Raw genomic sequence first — 14,143 nt, 5'->3', positions numbered from 1 at the left:
TGGAGGCATGTCTCGAGTTCGAGCACCCCTCGTGGGCCGCGCAGGTGAGCTCGGGATGCTCCGGGACGCTCTCGCAGACGTGCGATCCGGCGGCTCCCGGACGTACGTGGTGGCGGGCGAGGCCGGCATCGGCAAGACCCGGCTCCTGGACGAGCTGACGCAGTCGGTGCGCGATGACGGCGAGACGCTCGTCGTCCGCGGCGGTTGTGCGGGCTCGGGGTCAGGCCCCATCCCGTACGCCGCGCTCGAGGGCTTGCTGCGGGACGTCGTCGACGCGCTCGGGGTCGAGCAGACACTCGCCACCGCCGGGCCGGGCGCCGACGCGCTCGGGCTGATCGCGCCGCGGCTGATCGACGTCCGGGCCGACGTGATGCCGGGGCGGCTGCCCGACGTCGTGGCAGGGCTCCTGGTCGAGATCGCCCGCACTCGTCCGCTGGTCGTCGTCGTGGAAGACCTGCACTGGTCCGACGACACCACCCGCGCCGCGGTCGACCGACTCGCACGGACCGCCGCCGGGTCGTCGCTGCTGCTGGTCGCCACCTATCGCAGCGACGACGTCGGCCGAGGACACCCGCTGCGGGCGCTGCTCGCCGAGCTCGAGCGGTCGCGGCTGGTGACACGGATCGACCTGCGACGGCTCGACGAGGGCGAGGTCGCACAGCTGGCGTCCGCCCTGCTGGACGCGGACGATGCCGGCCTCGGGCTCGCCGATCTCATCGAGCGCAGCGACGGGGTGCCGTTCTACGTCGAGGAGCTGCTCGGATCCCTCGGGTCGTCGCTGCCCGAGTCGTTGCGTGATCTCCTGCTGCTCCGATATCGGCGGCTCACTCCCGCCGCGCAGGAGTTCTGCCGATGGGTGGCTGCTGCCGGGCAGCGTGCCCCGTACGACCTCTTGGCCGACGCGCTCGGCGCCGACGCCCTTGCCGCGACCGAGGGCGCCGCACGCGAGGCCGTCGAGGCGTCCGTGCTCGTCGGTGACGGCGACGCGTACGCCTTCCGGCACGCGCTCGTCCAGGAGGCCGTGGTCACCGAGCTGCTGCCGGGGGAGCGGCGCAGGCTGCACTCCGACTACGCGGCCGCACTCGCGACGTACCCCTCGACGGTGTCCCGGTTGTCCGAGATCGCCGATCACTGGTGGGGTGCGCGGGTGCTCGACCGAGCGCTGGAGACGGCCGTGACCGCGTTCGGTGCGGCCGGCGCCGCCGGGGCCTGGGTCACGGCAGCCGAGCTCGGAGAGCGTGCCCTTGAGGTGTGGCCGATGGTGCCGGACGCGGAGGCCGTCGCGGGCCTCCCGCACCACACGCTGCTGATCCGGGTCGCCGACGCCGTGCGCGCGACGACCCGGCTCGATCGGGCGGTGGCGCTCAGCCGGCAGGCGCTCGACGAGTGGCCCGAGGACGACCCGTACGGACTCGCCCTGGCGCTCGACGAGGCCGCGGTGATCACGGCGCAGTCCGGCAGCGAGGAGGGCCGTGTGCTTCTGGAGCGGGGGCTCGCGCTGGTGCCGCCCGGAGAGCGCGACGACGTCCGGGTGGCGCTGCTGGTCTCCAAGGCGCGCGACGCGATGATCGACGGACGGGCCGACGAGGCCATCGTCTATGCGACCGAGTGCTACGAGACCGCGATGGTCGTCGGAGCGAGCGCACAGGCGTCCCTCGCGCTCAACATGCGCGGAGTGAGCCGGGTGGTGGACCAGGGCGACGAGGGCGGCTTCGACGACCTGGAGCGGGCCCGCGAGCTGGCCGCGGACGACTGGATGCCGCTCGGCCGCTACTTCACGAACGCGTCCCACTGCTACTTCGTCCGTGGCCAGTACGCCCGCGCGCTGGCGGTCGCCGGCGAGGGCGCCCGCCGGTCGCACGCGCTCGGCGCGGGGTGGGGCAGCGCCGCGATGCTCGAGGGCAACATGGCCGAGAGCCTGATCGCGCTGGGGGAGTGGGACCGGGCCGCCGCCTGGTACGCCCGCTCGGTGCCGCTGGTGTCGTCCAGCATCTTCTCGGTCTACCTGCGCGAGCGTTGGGCCTGGCTGTTGATGTGGCGCGGCGACGTCGATGCCGCCGAGGCCGTGGTGCGCACCAGCAGCGACGACTGGGCCCGCGTAGGGCGGCTCGAGGCTCAGGTCCGCACCCGCGTCGCCGAGACCATGGCCGATCTGGCGCTGCTGCGCGACGAGCCGGACGTCGCGCTGCGGCTGCTGTCCGACGTGCTCCTGGCGCCGGGCCCGCCGCGCGACCCCGCGTACGAGCTGTCGATGCTGGGGGTCGTGGGGAGGGCGGTTGCCGCGCTCCGCCGTACGCCGGGGGCCGAGGCGCCGGACGTCACTCCGTACCGTGCTGTGCTCGCCGAGTGCGCCAGCGCGACCGACTTCGAGCTGTGGTCGGCCGTGTTCGCCGCAGAGCTGGGCGAGGGGCCGTGGTCGGCGGTGCTGGGCATCGACCGTGGTCCGGCCCACGTCCGCCCGTACGCGCTGCTGCGAGAGGGCGAGGCGCTCCTCGACGCGGGCGATCGGGCGACGGCGCGGGAGCGGCTGGCCGAGGCAGTGGCGGCCGCGCGGGCGATCAGCTGCGGTCTCGTCGCCGGCCAGGCCGAGGCGATGCTGGCGTCGATCGGGGCGCGGTCGACTCGGCGGGGCGACGGCGACGAGCTGACCGACCGCGAGCGGCAGGTGCTCGACCTGGTCGCCGACGGTCTCACCAACGGCCAGATCGCCGAGCGCCTGTTCATCAGCCCGAAGACGGCGTCGGTCCACGTGTCGGCGATCCTGCGCAAGCTCGGGGTCGCCAGCCGCACGGAGGCGGCCGTCATCGCGCGGGCGGGGGCGCGCGACGGCTGAGCGCGCGTGCGGCCTCAGCGTTCGGGGGCGAGGTGGCGGGTCGTGGGGTGCCAGCTCTGCGTCGGTGGCTCGGAACCCCACTTCCGGAGGCGCGCCCGCGGCCAGGCCGTCCCGTGCTGCGCATCGACCGCCATCACCCAGCCGCCGTCCTCGATGTCCCCTCGCAGGTCGAGCACGCCGCCGACGTACGGGACGCAGTCCTTCGGCAGGGTCGCGTCCCAGCTGTACTCGTCGTCGTTGACCCGGATACGGAGGGTGACGGCCTGGTTGGCGCGCTTGCGGGTGTGCATGATCGTGAGCACCTCCGCGGCGGCGCAGACACGCGGATGGCGCAGAGCGCGGTAGGCGCGCAGCGGGATCGACCCTGCCGCGCTGAAGATCAGCCTGAGGGCGAGGAAGGGCATGACGACGAGCGGGCCGAGGTCGAACAAGACGTAGCGGGCGTGATCGACGATTGATGCCTGCGCGTCGTCGACGCTGGCGGCCCAGGTCGGTTCCGCAGGATCGACCGCAACCTGGAGGCGCTCACCGTTGTCCGGTCCGCCGAAGAACAGCGAGAACAAACCGGTCTGCAGGGTCCACACCTCGGCGTACGAGCCATCGGGAAGCCGGACGACGACCTCGCGGTAGAAGTCGGTCGAGTCCAGGAGGTCTTCGTAGCCCACCACCCTGGCCGTCACGTGCGGCTGCGAGGCCACGACGTCGCGGGCGCGCATGACGTCGTGCGTTCCGCCGTACGGATCGTTGATGGACAGGTGGGCCAGGAACGCGAACCCGCCGCCTGCCACGACGACGCACACGACGATCCCGGTCAGCCGCTGGAGCAGCGCGCGGCGAACCGCGTCGTCCGGGCGCGTCGGCGGCGGGTTCATCTCAGGCCATCAGGCGCAGCCGCTTGAGCGGATACGCGGCGCCCCACGTCGGGTCGTACGCCAGGACCCACCCGCGGTCGCGCACGTCCCCGCGCAGCTCGAGAGTTCCGCCGACGTACGGGACGCAGCCCGAGGGGAGGGCCGCCTGCCAGGCGTAGTCGTGGTCGCCGATGCGGAGGTGGAAGCTGCTGGCCGGCCCGGGACGGTCCGCGGTCGTGGGTGTCGGCAGCACGGTGGCTCGGGTCACGACGCGCCGGCGGAGGAGTGGACGAACCGCCTGGATCGGGACGTGCGGCCCGATGAACGATCCGACGAGGGACATGACAATCAGCACGACGAGGGCAGCCGACGCGTACACGTTCGATCCCCCGAGGAGGATGGCGAACCCGACGATCGGGAGGGCGACGGCCAGGATGAGGTTCGCGACGAGCGCGGCGAACCGCCTGCGCAGCGCGCGGTCGGTCGCGTCACCCGCTGCGCCGAGCGCGGCGTGGTCACTTCCCACGCTCGGCCTCCCAGGTCTTCACGACCGTCTTCGGAGCCTGCGAACGCCACGCGTCCACGATGACCTCGGCCAGCTCGTCGCGCGTGAGCTCGCCGAGGTGGGCGAGGCGCAGCAGCACGGCGTTGTAGCCGTTGAAGTGGTCGGTCGTGAACCACGGCCCGTCGCCCTGGACCAGCGCGAGCTTGTCGCCCTCGTCCGGCACCCGGAACACGAGGACGTCGGTCAGCCGCTCGCCCGTCGCGGCATCGACGGCATCCGGGCGCGGGGAGCGGTAGCCGACGAAGAACTTCCTGCTCACCTGGTACGACGGCAGGCCGCCCCATCCGGGAACCTTGGAGACGCGCGGCAGGGCCAGCGCGATCTCGTCGATGTCGGACTCGCGGGCCTTGCGTGCCCTAGCCATGGCTGCAGCCTCAGCGCGCGGAGCGTACGGCGTCGGTCGGGGCGGGCTCAGCCGGCGCGGGTCGATCGGTTTCTGCGGCCGGCAGCGCGCGGCGTACAGCCTCGTGAGCGGTGGCGGTCATCGCCGCGAGCAGCAGGACCTCGCCGAGGTTGGTGATGATCGCGTTCGAGGCTGCGGCCCCGGCGGCGACGAACATCTGTGCGGCGCCGACGAGCACCCAGGGCCACCGGGCGTGGCGGAGCATCAGGGCGCCGATGACGAGGAGAGCGACGATGGTCGCGATCTCGGGGAACGGTGGCGCGCCGTCGAGGTGCTTGTAGCTGAGGACGCCGTCCGTGGTGACCGGCGTCAGGTGCATCCCGATCTCGCCGGACAGCGCGAGCGCGATGATCGCGACGGTGATGGCCGTCCAGATGGTCAGGCTGTTCCGGCCGCGGAATCCGCGGACGTCCCACCGGTGGGCGACGCGCGCCGCGAACACGACGAGGAGGGGAGTGAAGAGCGCGTGGAGGAGGTAGCGCGGGTACGAGGCGAGCTCCAGGGCGCGGCTCTCGCCCCACGAGGTGCCGAAGGTCAGCAGGAGGTTGTCGTACACCAGGCCCAGCGTCACCAGGAGCGGCAGCACACCGACGGTCACACCGACCGCGCGGCCGCGTCGGATCACGGACACGAGCACGACCGCGATAGCCAGCGACGCCAGCGTGTAGGCGAGCAGTGCCCAGTTGTGGGGCTCCATGACCATGAGTCACTCCGAGAGAGGATTGCGGGACGGTGGCACTGTTGCATGCGGGCCCGCGCGACGTACACGATATAGGCGAACTGTTGCGGAATCGTGCCGTACGGGCGTGGTGGTGGCCCTCGCCGACGGTGCGGCCCGCTCAGCGACGAGTCGACCAGGACGCCTAAGGCGTCAAACCAGCGCTGAGCCCGAAGGCAACGAGGGCGTCCGCGAGCGCGCGATCGGCACTGTCGTCTGGGCTGAGCCCGAAGTGGTCCACGCGTTCCCGCGCGATCCAACCGCGCAAGAACGTCGCATCAGCGCCGTCTCGAAGGTGGCAGAGAAGTGGGCCGATCATGCAGTCGTACTCGTCGTGGTGCTCGGTGGCGCCCGCGACGTCGAGGGCGTCCCATTCCCTGAGCAGCATGCGGACGTCCATCACCTGCCGCTTGACCTGCCGCTTGTCCACGCCGTCATTGTGGATGAACGGCGCAAGATCGGCAGCGAACCCCGTTAGTTGCCGGCGCCCAGGGCGCGTACGGCGTCGATCGTGTCGGCCTCCTCGGGCCGCTTGTCGTCGCGGTAGCGCAGCACGCGGGCGAATCGGAGCGCCACACCGCCGGGATACCTCGGCGACCGCTGCACCCCGTCGAACGCGATCTCCACCACCTGCTCCGGGCGGAGCGTCACGACGTGGGTGTCGGTCGAACCGTCGGCCAGCTCGCGGAACCGCTCCGTCTGCCACTGCAGCATCTCGTCGGTCATCCCCTTGAACGTCTTGCCGAGCATCACGAAGCCGCCCTCGGGATCGCGCGCGCCGAGGTGGATGTTGCTCAGCCAGCCCTTGCGGCGGCCGGACCCCCACTCGACGGCGAGCACGACGAGGTCGAGCGTGTGCCGGGGCTTGACCTTCACCCAGGCCGCGCCGCGCCGGCCCGCGTCGTACGGGGCGTCGAGCGACTTCACGACCACACCCTCGTAGCCGCCGGCGACCGCCTCCGCGAAGAACGCTTGCGCCTCGTCGGCGTCGGCCGTGCGAAGTCGCGGGACGCCGAGGCTCGGTGCGATCCGCCCGAGAACCTCGAGCCGGTCGCGCAACGGACGGTCGAGGAGGTCTTCGCCGTCAGCGTGCAGCACGTCGAAGAACACCGGTGACAGGACGCGTACGTCCTCGCCGGACCGCAGATCGGGCGCCGCGTCTCGCGGGTGCGTCGCACCGAGCGACGCGATGTCCTGGAACGGCGCCGGCCGCCCGTCGCGCTCGATCACCAGCGCCTCACCGTCCAGCACGAGGGGGTCGGCGGCGAGCGAACGGACGGTCTCGACGATCTGCGGCACCCGCTCGGTGATGTCGTCGAGGCTGCGCGTGAAGACCCGCACGTCGTCGCCGACACGGTGGACCTGGATGCGGATTCCGTCGAGCTTCGTATCGACCGAGGCGGTCACGCCGGCGCCGATCTTGTCGAGGGCTGCGGCGAGGTCGGGGGCCGACGACGCCAGCATTGGGCGTACGGCTCGGCCCGGCGCGAGCGCCGTGATGGCCGCCACCGCCTCGGTTCCGCCGGTCATCGCAGCGACGGCGACCGGGGGAGTGGCACCCTGGAGCATCGCGGCACGGCGGACGTCGGCCGCGGGGACGTCGGACGCCTCGGCGAGCGCGTCGAGCACCACCGAGTCGAGAGCGCCCTGGCGGACGTCGCCCGAGATCAGGCCGGCGAGGAACCGCTGCTCGTCGGCGGTCGCTGCACCGAACAGCGCCGCCGCAGCGTTGGAGCGCTCGCCCTGCGACCCCGGCCCGGACATCGCCGCCATCGCCGCGAAGGTCGCGTCGACCTCCTGGACCGTGAGGCTCGGCTCCGCCGCCGGTGACGGCAGGTCGCGCAACGACGCCCAGCCCAGGCCCGTACGGCGCTGGCGGAGCTCGCCGGCGAGGTAGGTGACGACGACCTCCAGATCGTCCACTTCCGTACGGCGGAGCAACTCGGCGATCGCGGACCGCTTGGCGAGGCGCGACCGCGTGCCGGCAACGGCCCGGGAGGTGGCGACGACGTCGGCGAGGAGCATGCGGCCCATTCTGCTGCGGGGCACCGACAGCGGCAGCGCAGAGCGGTGAGTGTGGTCCCACCTCGCACCAGCGGCGGTGAGCCTGGTCCCACGCGGGGTGCGGCTGGTGGGACCACACTCACCGCGAGTGGGCGGTGCGCGGTGCGGCTCGAGCTGCGGTGAGCCTGATCCCACGTGGGGTGCGGCCAGTGGGACCACACTCACCGCCACCGCCACCGCCACCGCTGCCGCCACCGCCACCGCCACCGCCTGCCGCCGCCACCGCGACCGCCGCCGGCACGCGGTCGTGGGGCGGCGGCTGTGCACGGGATGACAGAATCGGGCACGTGATCCCCGATCCCGCGACGAGCCTCCCCACCCGTACCGACGTCCTCGTCGTCGGTGCGGGCCCCGCAGGCTCAGCCGCCGCAGCATGGGCCGCCCGGCACGGGCTCGACGTCGTCATCGCCGACGCTGCCCGCTTCCCGCGGGACAAGACCTGCGGCGACGGCCTCACGCCGCGTGCCATCGCCGAGCTGGACCGCCTCGACCTCGGTCCCTGGGTCCGCCGCCACGGCACCAACCGTGGCCTCCGCGCGGCCGGGTTCGGCCAGACGCTCCTCCTCCCGTGGCCCGGCGGCTCGCTGCCCGACCACGGTTCTGCGGTCCCTCGTACCGAGCTCGACGCCCACATCCGTACGGCCGCCCTCGACGCCGGGGCCACCCCGCTGGATGCGGCACGCGCCGTCGACGTGGTCCGCGACGGCGACCGGGTGAGCGAGGTCGTCTTCAAGACCAGCCACGGCCCGCACCGCGTCGCCTGCGACCGCCTGGTGGTCGCCGACGGCGTACGCTCCCCGCTCGGGCGCGTCCTCGGCCGCGAGTGGCACCGCGACACCGCGTACGGCGTGGCAGGCCGGTCGTACGTGAAGTCCGCGCGCAGCGACGACTCTTGGATCTCCAGCCACCTCGAGCTGCGTGACGAGCAGGGCGACCTGCTGAGCGGGTACGGCTGGATCTTCCCGCTCGCCGACGGTGAGGTGAACCTCGGCGTCGGCACGCTCGCCACCTCCAAGCGTCCGGCCAACGTGCAGCTGCGCCCGTTGATGGAGCACTACGCCCGCCTGCGCCGTACGGAGTGGGAGCTGGCCGACGAGCTGCGTGCCCCGACCTCGGCGCTGCTGCCGATGGGCGGTGCCGTATCGGGCGTCGCCGGCCCGAACTGGGCGTTGATCGGCGACGCGGCGGGCTGCGTGAACCCGCTCAACGGCGAAGGCATCGACTACGGGCTCGAGACCGGACGTCTGGTCGCGGAGGAGCTCGCTGCCGGCGCGGACCTCGGCACTGCGTGGCCGGCGGTGCTGCGCGACCACTACGGCGAGGCGTTCTCGATCGCGCGGCGCCTTGCCGGCATCCTGACCGTGCCGGGAGTCGTCACCACCGCAGGCCCTGTCGGCATGAGGTCGTACGCGCTGATGACGATCGCCCTGCGCCTGATGGGGAACCTCGTGACCGACGAGGACCGCGACGCCGTCGCGCGCCTGTGGCGATGGGCCGGCCGGATGTCCTTGCGGCTCGACCAGCGCCGGCCGTTCGCATGAGCGAGGGTGCACGCAAGGGTGCGGGCGGGGTCGCCGCGCCGGAGGGCGCCGTACGCTACGCGTCGCGAGGATCGACGCACTTCGACATCATCCTCGCGATGTTCTGCGTCGTGCTGGTCGTCTCCAACATCGTCGCCACCAAGGGCATCGAGTTCGGATCGGGCAGCTGGTCGATCGGCAGCCTCCAGGTCTGGCCCGTCATCACCGACGGCGGGGCGTTCCTGTTCCCCCTCGCCTACATCCTGGGCGACGTGATCTCCGAGGTGTACGGCTTCGCGGCCGCGCGACGCGCGATCATCACCGGCTTCGCGATGGCGATCCTCGCGTCGGTGACGTTCCTCGTCGTGCAGGAGGCGCCGGGCGCGTCGTTCTACGAGAACCAGGCGGCGTACGAGGCGGTCCTCGGCTTCGTGCCGCAGATCGTGCTCGCGAGCCTGGCCGGATACGTCGTCGGTCAGCTCCTCAACAGTGTCGTGCTGGTGCGGATGAAGGCCCGTACGGCGGAGCGCGGGCTGTTCCTGCGTCTGATCACGTCCACGGGCGTCGGCGAGCTCGCGGACACCCTGATCTTCTGTGCGATCGCCGCCTCGGTCATCGGCATCACGACGATGGGGCAGTTCTGGAACTACGCGATCGTCGGCTTCGTGTACAAGGTCGGCGTCGAGCTGCTCGTGATGCCGGTGACGATGCTCGTGATCGGCTGGCTGAAGTCGCGCGAACCGACGTACTGACGCACGCGACCACGCGCCTCGTCCCCGATTTGTGGGAAAGGGCAAGGAATCTGCGCCCTTAAACCGTGCGCAATCCCACGAATCGGGGACGCGGCCTCAGGCGTAGTAGCGGCCGAGGAAGTCGGACTTCAGCTCGGCGTACGACCCGTCCGAGATCGACGCGCGGATCCGGTCGACGAGCCGCACGATGAACCGCTCGTTGTGGATGGTCACGAGCGTCCCGGCGTTGTACTCCTTGGCCTTGAACAGGTGGTGCAGGTACGCCTCGGTGTAGTGCGAGCAGGTGTAGCAGTCGCACTCCTCGTCGATCGGCGCGAACTTCCGCCGCGATGCTGCGACCAGCAGGTTGCGCTGTCCGTCGTGGGTGTAGACGCGGCTCGAACGAGCGACCCGCGACGGGCTCACGCAGTCGAACGTGTCGGCGCCGGCCTCGACGCCGGCGAAGAGGTCGTCCGGCTCGCCGATCCCGAGCAGGTGGCGCGGCTTGTCCTCGGGCAGCTCCTCACACACCCAGCCGACGATCGTGCCGAGCAGCTCCTTGTCGAGCGCCCCGCCGATGCCGAAGCCGTCGAACCCGAGCTCCACGAGCCCGCGCGCCGACTGCCGCCGCAGGTCCTCGTACTGCGCGCCCTGCACGACGCCGAACAGCGCCTGGTACGGCTTGCCGACCCGCGCCGTCGTCTGCGCGGCGTGCTCGGCGACGCAGCGTACGGCCCACGCCTGGGTCCGCTCGACCGACCGCTCCTGGTAGTCACGGGTGTTCATCAGCGTCGTGCACTCGTCGAACGCGAAGATGATGTCGGCGCCGAGCTGGTGCTGGATCTGCATCGACACCTCGGGCGTGAAGCGGTGCTTCGAGCCGTCGAGGTGGCTCTTGAACGTGACGCCCTCGTCGTCGATGTGGGCGAGCCGCTCCTTGCCCTCGGCGATCACGTCGTCCGCCGTACGGCCTGTGGTGTCCATCGCGAGCACCTTGCGGAACCCGGCACCGAGCGACAGGACCTGGAAGCCGCCGGAGTCGGTGAACGTCGGGCCCGGCCAGTTCATGAACGCCCCGAGCCCGCCCGCCTCGTCGACGATGTCGGGGCCGGGCTGGAGGTAGAGGTGGTACGCGTTCGCCAGCAGCGCCTGCGATCCCAGGTCTCCCATGGTCTCGGGCAGTACGGCCTTCACCGTGGCCTTGGTGCCGACGGGGACGAAGGCGGGGGTGGCGATGTCGCCGTGGGGCGTCGAGATCACACCGGTACGGCCCTGGGCGCCGTCGACGGAGTCGGCGAGGCGGTCGCCGACGGAGAAGGAGAACGTCACCGGTCCATCAAACCAGCGACTCAGCCCTCGACCGACGACGGCGTGGTCACGCCGTCGGACGGTGCGGGGGTGTTCTGCCCGAGCGAGGGGTCGCCCTCGTCGGTGCCCGAGCCACCGTTCTCCGTCGGCGCGGTCGTCGGCGGGGCCGTCTCCGTCGGCGCCGTGGTGGACGGCGAGCCGCTCGGCTCGGGCGCCGGAGGCTCCGCGTCGTCGGTCGCCGAGCTGCTCGGCGCGTCGGTCGGGTCTGCTTCGTCGGCGTCGTCGGTCGGAGCCGACTCCGTCGGGTTCTCAGGGTCCTTCTTGTCGTTGCGGTCGTCGCTCGTCGTGCCTACGTTGCTGAACGTCGTGCCGGACTTGCCACTCTCCCCGATGGGGTGGCCGACGATCGTCTCGTACGCCCAGATCCCGCCGAGCGCGAGGACGAGGCTGACCACCGCGGCTGCGAGGACGCCGCGCCAGGCGATGATGGGGTGCGCCTTCTCGTCGGCCGCGAGCTCCGCCTCGGCGTCGGCCAGCTGCTCGTCGGCCACCACCTCGGCGTCGACGACGTCCTCGACCCCGCCGTCGCCGGGCTGTCCTGCCGCGTCGAGCGCCTCCGGGACAGGGAGCACGGTCGTACTAGCAGGACCGGCGCTGCCCGCTCCCGCCGGGGCGCGCTTCGCGAGGGTGGCGAGGCTCGCCACGCGCGCGGCCTCGGCCAGACGATGGCTCTTGCGGATCGAGTTCGTGTAGATCGTGCCCGCGAGGGTGGCGACGACGGAGCCGACCGCGGCGCCGATGAGGGTGCCGGCCACGCCGAGCCACGACCCCGCGACAGCGGCGGTCACGGCCGCGAGCGCGCTGCCGGCGACCTGGCTCGTCGAGATGCCCGAGAGGACGCCGGTGGCGTCGTCGTCGTCGGTCTGATTGGCCGCCATGCGTCCCTTCCCGCGGTGCCCGCGTGATGTGTTTCCTCGACGTCGTCGTGCCGGTCGGAGGAGCTCGAGAGCGGACTCCGTGCGGAGAACGCCAAACTTCGACGGTAGCCAAGTCGGCCTGACCGGCCAAGTGAGGTCCGGCACACGCCGATCCGACTACGGTGACCCCATGACCCATGCTCCACTCGAACCCAGCACGACGCAGGCTCAACCTGTCGTGCTGGACGTCGACACCGGGGTCGACGACGCTCTCGCGCTGATGTTCGCGGTGCGGCACCCCGGTCTCGACGTGCGCGGCATCAGCTGTGTGGCCGGCAACGCCGACGTCGACCAGGTCGTCGCCAACACGCTGGCAGTGCTCGACGCGCTGGACGCCCCGGAGATCCCGGTCGCCCGCGGGGCGGAGCAGCCGCTCCTGGAGACCGCGCGCGACGCCCGTCACGTGCACGGTGCGGACGGGCTCGGCGACCAGGGCCTGCCGGCGTCGTCTCGCGCGACGTTCGGCGGCGGGGCGCTCGAGATGATGCGGATGGCGGTCCTGGACTCGCCCGAGCCGGTGACGCTGGTCCCGCTGGCGCCGATGACGAACGTCGCGCTGCTGCTGAGGGCGTACCCGGAGGTCAAGCAGAACATCGCCGGAATCGTCGCGATGGGCGGGGCCGTCACGGGCGGCAACGCGACGGCGTCCGCGGAGTTCAACGTGTGGCACGACCCGGAGGCGGCCGCGATCGTCCTCGGGGCCGGCCTGCCGGTGACGATGTACGGCCTGGACGTGTTCTCGCAGGTCGTGGTGGAGCAGGCGACGTACGAGGTGCTGCGCGACGACCCCGATCCCGCCGTTGCGCTGGCCGGGCGCCTCCTCGCCCACTCGCACGGCGTGATCCGCTCCGACCCGGCCGTCGGCCACGGCGGGCTGATCGGCGACGCGGGGGCCGTGTGCGCCGTCGCGCGACCGGAGCTGCTCACGACACACCGCTGGCCCGTGCACGTGGCGCTGGCACCTGGCCTGACGCGCGGGCAGACCGTCGTCGACCGCCGCTACGTCCTCGGCGAGGACAGCGTCCACGGGGTCGACTCGCTCGGGCACCTGGTCGACGTGGCGCTCGACGTGGACGCCGAGGGGACGCGAGACCTGTTCCTCACGACGATCGGGGCCCGGCCGCAGGTGTCGCACACCGAAGGCGCCGCCCGGACGGTCGAGCGGTGACGGTGGGCGAGGAGGTCGTCGCCGGACGCGTGGCGGTGGTCGGCTCGCTCAACGTCGACCTCGTGACGGGTGTGCACCGGCACCCCGCGCCGGGGGAGACGGTGCTGGGGGACGACCTCGTACGCCTGCGCGGCGGCAAGGGAGCCAACCAGGCGCTCGCCGCCGTACGCGCCGGGGCCGAGGTCACGATCATCGGCAGGGTCGGCGACGACGAGGACGGTCGCGCGTACCGGCAGCACCTCGCAGCGGCCGGGATCGACGTGACCCACCTGGTGGAGACGCCTGGGGTGCCGACAGGCACGGCGCTGATCGTCGTCGACGCCGCCGGGGAGAACACGATCGTCGTCGCCCCCGGCGCCAACGCGCGCCTCAGCGCGGCCGACGTACGCGCCGCGGCGGGCGCGATCACGGACGCGGACGTGCTGCTGGTCCAGCTGGAGATCGGGCAGGACGCCGTCGACGCCGCCGCAGACATCGCCCGCGCGGCAGGCACTCGGCTGGTGCTGAACGCCTCTCCCGTACGCCCGTTGCCGGCGTCGCTGCGCATGCTGGCGGATCCGCTGCTGGTGAACGAGCACGAGGCGGAGGCGTACGCGGCGGACGAGTCGCCGGAGGCGGACGGGTCGCCGGAGGCTGGCGGGTCGCCGGAGGCGGACGGGTCGCCGGAGGCTGGCTCTGCAGAGCGCGTCTGCGTCACGCTCGGGAGTCGAGGCGCCCAGTGGGGCAGTGCGTCGGCCGCGCCCCCGTCCGTCTCTCCTGTCGACACCACAGGAGCTGGGGATGCCTTCGCCGGCGCGCTCGCCGCGGCGCTGGCTGCGGGGCTCGGGCGCGAGGCGGCGCTCACCTCGGCGGTGGCCGCCGGCGCGGCGGCGACGCTGTGGGAGGGCGCGCAGCAGACCTCCGGAGGGTGACGACGTCCACAGCGACTGCTCGTCCCCAGGCTCGGCGCGCGTCCCGCAGAGTGTCCCTCGCGCTGACTAGGGTCGAGATCGAGCCTGCTCGGAG

The 14,143-nt window shown here is 72.4% G+C and carries 13 protein-coding genes; 5 read left to right on the top strand and 8 right to left on the bottom strand.

Translation table 11 applies throughout. From position 1 onward, the window contains the following. The first annotated feature begins 7 nt into the window (after positions 1-7). Complete coding sequence (locus tag GH747_RS07080; protein WP_149768890.1) at positions 8-2,833, top strand: helix-turn-helix transcriptional regulator; 2,826 nt, start codon at positions 8-10, stop codon at positions 2,831-2,833. A gap of 14 nt (positions 2,834-2,847) precedes the next feature. On the opposite strand, the gene GH747_RS07075 is transcribed toward GH747_RS07080, so the two are convergent. From GH747_RS07075 to GH747_RS07050, 6 genes are all read right to left on the bottom strand, one after another. Beyond that, entirely contained in the window at positions 2,848-3,705 is an 858-nt protein-coding gene (locus GH747_RS07075; RefSeq protein ID WP_149768889.1) for a hypothetical protein, read from the bottom strand. Position 3,706: 1 nt separating this feature from the next. Then, positions 3,707-4,210 carry a hypothetical protein gene (locus tag GH747_RS07070; protein WP_149768888.1) on the bottom strand — a complete coding sequence of 168 codons (504 nt, stop codon included), beginning with the start codon at positions 4,208-4,210 and terminating at the stop codon, positions 3,707-3,709. After that, complete coding sequence (locus GH747_RS07065) at positions 4,200-4,613, bottom strand: MmcQ/YjbR family DNA-binding protein (protein WP_149768887.1); 414 nt, start codon at positions 4,611-4,613, stop codon at positions 4,200-4,202. The genes GH747_RS07070 and GH747_RS07065 overlap by 11 nt, the downstream gene beginning before the upstream one ends. 10 nt (positions 4,614-4,623) lie before the next feature. Further along, entirely contained in the window at positions 4,624-5,355 is a 732-nt protein-coding gene (locus tag GH747_RS07060) for a hypothetical protein (protein ID WP_149768886.1), read from the bottom strand. Positions 5,356-5,515: 160 nt separating this feature from the next. Continuing rightward, positions 5,516-5,800 carry a hypothetical protein gene (locus GH747_RS07055; RefSeq protein ID WP_149768885.1) on the bottom strand — a complete coding sequence of 95 codons (285 nt, stop codon included), beginning with the start codon at positions 5,798-5,800 and terminating at the stop codon, positions 5,516-5,518. Positions 5,801-5,844: 44 nt separating this feature from the next. Then, a complete protein-coding gene (locus tag GH747_RS07050) occupies positions 5,845-7,395 on the bottom strand; it encodes an ATP-dependent DNA ligase (protein ID WP_149768884.1) in 1,551 nt (516 codons plus the stop codon). 326 nt (positions 7,396-7,721) lie between these two features. Between GH747_RS07050 and GH747_RS07045 the strand changes: the two genes are divergently transcribed. Then, positions 7,722-8,975, top strand: a complete 1,254-nt coding sequence (locus GH747_RS07045; protein ID WP_149768883.1) for a geranylgeranyl reductase family protein — start codon at positions 7,722-7,724, stop codon at positions 8,973-8,975. Further along, the gene (locus GH747_RS07040; protein ID WP_149768882.1) at positions 8,972-9,706 is read left to right on the top strand and encodes a queuosine precursor transporter; all 735 of its coding nucleotides are present in this window, start codon (positions 8,972-8,974) and stop codon (positions 9,704-9,706) included. The genes GH747_RS07045 and GH747_RS07040 overlap by 4 nt, the downstream gene beginning before the upstream one ends. Positions 9,707-9,802: 96 nt before the next feature. Here GH747_RS07040 and tgt read toward each other — a convergent pair whose 3' ends face one another. Together tgt and GH747_RS07030 are read right to left on the bottom strand one after the other, a co-directional pair. Then, positions 9,803-11,014, bottom strand: coding sequence for a tRNA guanosine(34) transglycosylase Tgt (gene tgt / locus GH747_RS07035; RefSeq protein ID WP_149768881.1), 1,212 nt, complete (start codon positions 11,012-11,014; stop codon positions 9,803-9,805). A gap of 20 nt (positions 11,015-11,034) precedes the next feature. Then, positions 11,035-11,931: a hypothetical protein gene (locus GH747_RS07030; protein ID WP_149768880.1), complete on the bottom strand. Its 897-nt coding sequence runs from the start codon at positions 11,929-11,931 to the stop codon at positions 11,035-11,037. Positions 11,932-12,100: 169 nt separating this feature from the next. Between GH747_RS07030 and GH747_RS07025 the strand changes: the two genes are divergently transcribed. Continuing rightward, positions 12,101-13,138, top strand: a complete 1,038-nt coding sequence (locus GH747_RS07025; RefSeq protein WP_149768879.1) for a nucleoside hydrolase — start codon at positions 12,101-12,103, stop codon at positions 13,136-13,138. Further along, positions 13,135-14,049 carry a ribokinase gene (locus GH747_RS07020; RefSeq protein WP_205602837.1) on the top strand — a complete coding sequence of 305 codons (915 nt, stop codon included), beginning with the start codon at positions 13,135-13,137 and terminating at the stop codon, positions 14,047-14,049. The genes GH747_RS07025 and GH747_RS07020 overlap by 4 nt, the downstream gene beginning before the upstream one ends. Positions 14,050-14,143 lie beyond the last annotated feature (94 nt).

It is taken from the genome of Mumia xiangluensis, from assembly GCF_010994095.1.
Lineage (GTDB): Bacteria > Actinomycetota > Actinomycetes > Propionibacteriales > Nocardioidaceae > Mumia > Mumia xiangluensis.
The sequence above is the reverse complement of the archived record's forward strand: the minus strand, read 5'-3'. Positions and strand labels throughout refer to the sequence as shown.